The organism is Microcystis sp. M53603_WE2 (genome assembly GCF_030065435.1).
Genome location: NZ_JASJFF010000978.1, coordinates 1 through 3,247, shown reverse-complemented (window position 1 = coordinate 3,247; position 3,247 = coordinate 1). Strand labels below are relative to the sequence as shown.

Annotated in this window: 5 protein-coding genes; 3 read left to right on the top strand and 2 right to left on the bottom strand. The window is 45.9% G+C overall.

Annotated features, from left to right (window positions below):
- Positions 1–169 (top strand): DUF433 domain-containing protein (locus tag PX481_RS20670; RefSeq protein WP_353852210.1); only part of this gene is annotated, 169 nt, incomplete at its 5' end.
- Complete coding sequence (locus PX481_RS20665) at positions 153–527, top strand: DUF5615 family PIN-like protein (protein WP_288095739.1); 375 nt, start codon at positions 153–155, stop codon at positions 525–527. The genes PX481_RS20670 and PX481_RS20665, both read left to right, overlap by 17 nt.
- A gap of 488 nt (positions 528–1,015) precedes the next feature.
- Here the strand turns inward: PX481_RS20665 and PX481_RS20660 are convergent, their stop codons facing one another.
- Positions 1,016–2,014, bottom strand: coding sequence for an adenosine kinase (locus tag PX481_RS20660; RefSeq protein WP_288095737.1), 999 nt, complete (start codon positions 2,012–2,014; stop codon positions 1,016–1,018).
- A gap of 164 nt (positions 2,015–2,178) precedes the next feature.
- Complete coding sequence (gene isiD / locus PX481_RS20655; protein WP_002732311.1) at positions 2,179–2,391, bottom strand: protein IsiD; 213 nt, start codon at positions 2,389–2,391, stop codon at positions 2,179–2,181.
- A 237-nt stretch (positions 2,392–2,628) separates the two neighbouring features.
- Here isiD and PX481_RS20650 point away from each other — a divergent pair.
- Positions 2,629–3,247: SDR family NAD(P)-dependent oxidoreductase (locus PX481_RS20650; protein WP_288095735.1), on the top strand; the 619-nt coding region annotated here is incomplete at its 3' end.

Sequence of the window (3,247 nt, the reverse complement as noted above, 5' to 3'; positions counted from 1 at the left end):
GGTTCGACGAGTGATTGAGCTACTGGCAACTTATACCGATCGAGCAGAATTACATCAAGAGTTTCACGAACTGGAGGATGAAGATATTCGACAAGCCCTAATTTTTGCCTCTTCTTACTTGGATGATCGCATCATTGAACTTCCTAATCGCTATGAAGCTGTTGCTTGATCAGGGACTACCGCTTTCTGCGGCAACTTTATTAGGTGATGCTGGAATCGACACTATCCCTGTTGGTGAAATAGGGATGTCTGAAGCTGAAGACTCAGACATTATCCAAAGGGCTAGAGACGAGGGACGGGTTGTTGCTACTCTCGATGCGGATTTCCATACATTGCTGGCACTTGATGTGGCGAATACTCCTTCAGTCATTCGCATTCGGGTTGAAAGATTACGCGCCCAAGCACTTACGAATCTTTTGTTGACAGTAATCCCTGAGTGCGAGGAGGATTTAGAACAAGGATCAGCTATTACGGTTGAGCCAAGCCGTATTCGTATTCGTCGTTTACCATTAGTGTCTGATGTCTAACCGTTGCACACCGACCGTATTCAGTCTCTTTGTTGAGTCCAAGAAGTTACTAACGGCGGGTGAACGGAAACGTTATACTGAATCGGTTTTTAATACCATGATTAACTGCCAATCCAACTTGAAAAACCCGCTCCCTTCTCCCCGCCCTCCTATACCTTTTAAACAGGATTTAGTATGACTATCTAGGGTTTGCTGAATAAGTACGGGCGAAGCATTCGGATAGAAAATCTACGTTTTCACCGATAGGTTATTGCCCGAATGCTTCGCCCCTACAGGACGCGGGCCGATGAAGACGCAAGGTTTTGAACGACGATTCTCTCAAAATCTTGCACCTGTTTCGCGAGAAAAGCTCCAAAACCCTTACTTTGCCTACATTTCAAATTTATTCAGCAAACCCTATCTAAATTACTGGTTAAGACTGTCTATGAGCAGGGAGCAGGGAGAAAAAACCTGACTCCCGATGACTGAAAGCTGATCACTGACAAAACCTATCCCAAAACGATCAAATCGCGCAGGGATTGAATTTCCTCGGTTTGTAAACGCGCCCCAAAAGTAGAAACCACCCGGGCAGCCGCTAGAGAAGCGAGATTTCCCGCCCCTTTGTAACCCATACCGTGGGTAATACCGTAGAGAAACGCACCTGCGTACATATCCCCCGCACCGACGGTATCGATCGCCTGTACGGGATGGGGGTCAATTTCCAGGAGATTTTCGCCATCATAGATCAAAGAACCATTGGCACCCCGGGTGATAGCGAATCCTTTAGCAATGGTTTTAAAATAGGCGATCGCTGACTCGATTTCCTCGCTGCCAGAAATAGTCAAAGCTTCCGACTCATTAGCGAAAACGAAATCTAACCCCGTTCCGATCATTTCCAGTAATCCCTCCCGGAAGAAGATCGCCATATTGGGATCCGACAGGGATAAAGCGGTTTTGACTCCAGCAGCCTGAGCAATTTCTCGCCCTTTAATAGCGGCAGCTTTGGCAGTGGGAGAGGTGACGAGATAACCTTCGAGATAGAGATAATCGGCATTAATGATCGCTGAAGGGACTAATTCCCGTTCGGAAATTTCCCCGGTGATGCCGAGAAAAGTATTCATGGTGCGATCGGCATCGGGAGTGACGAACACTAGACATTTTCCCGTGATTCCCACCTCTTTTTCGCCGCCGTGTTCATTGGTATGCAAACCACAGGCCCGCAGATCTTGCAGATAAAACTTACCTAATTCGTCATTACCCACTTTACAGGAATAGAAACCTCTACCCCCCAACTGAGCGATCGCTACTAGGGTATTCGCCGCCGATCCGCCACCGCTGCGTTTACAATCAAGAGCCAATTTTTCCATCAACTGGGTTTGACGATTTTCGTCCACCAGCGTCATCACTCCTTTATCGATGCCCAATTCTTGCAGTAATTCAGGAGAGACTTGAAATTCCATATCGACGAGCGCGTTACCGATCCCATAAACGTTGTATTGTTTGCCCATAATTTAGTCGATCGCCTAAAAATACTTTGTTATTGATAGTAGGGAAATAAGGAGCAAAAAGCTAGGGGCTTTTTTCAGCCAGAGAATACCATAATCAAAAATAATGGGTGTGCTAGTCTCACACCCCCAGTAATTTTTGTTAAGTTTTGTTTAACTAAGCAACCTTAAGCCTCATCGTAGGCTTCTAGATCCAACAGATAAAGATAAGGTTCGGCTAATTCCTGCCTTTGAAAAGCGATCGCTCGCAACAGATGCCAATCCCGCAAAGCCTCGAAGGGGTTACTATACTCATCTTTTTCTAGTCGTTCGGCCAAAGAAGCAATATCAGCGGCGGTATACTTGGCAATATCTTGATCAGTGAAGCTTATAACTGTCATTTCTGCACCTCCCTCGACCTTTGTTCTATTTCTAGCCTAACATATATTCTGAGTTGAAAAAATGCCTTCCCCGCCAAGTTAAGAACTGTAAATGGAAGGGTAAGCTAAACGGCTTTTACTTCGGATCACCGATATAGACTCCAAAAGGGTTATAGCTATTGGATCATGCAGGTTAAGCGCCGTTTAGCTTAATTGTGGTACAATTCCAGCAAAAAAGCTATTTTTGATTGATCTTCTATGAAAACAGCCCTCATTACCGGTGCTTCCACTGGTATCGGTGTCGTCTTTGCCCGTCAACTTGCCCAACGGCAAATGGAGCTAATTTTAGTCGCTAGATCCAGAGATAAACTAGAACAATTAGCGGCGGAATTGGGGGAACAATACGGGGTAAAAGTGACAGTTATCGTTCAAGATCTGACCGTTGCCGGGGCGGGAAAGCTAGTATATGATACGGTGAACCAAAAAGGAATCAACGTCGATTTACTGGTAAATAATGCTGGTTTTGGTGATTATGGCGCTTTTAGCGAGCGGGATTTAGCCCGACAGTTAGAAATGATCCAGTTAAATAATCTGGTATTGGTGGAATTAAGCCACTATTTTCTCCGTCCCATGCTTGCCGGCACTGGGGGGGCAATTATCAATGTTGCTTCCATTGCCGGGTTTCAACCGCTGCCCTATCTTTCCGTCTATGCGGCGACAAAAGCCTTTGTCCTCAGCTTTAGCGAGTCTCTCTGGGCAGAAAATAAAGACAAAGGCGTTGAAATCCTCGCTCTTTGCCCCGGTCCGACGGAATCGAATTTTTTTGAGGTGGCCCGATTTCCCAGTGCCTTTATGGGCAAAAACGGCCGGTTAGATT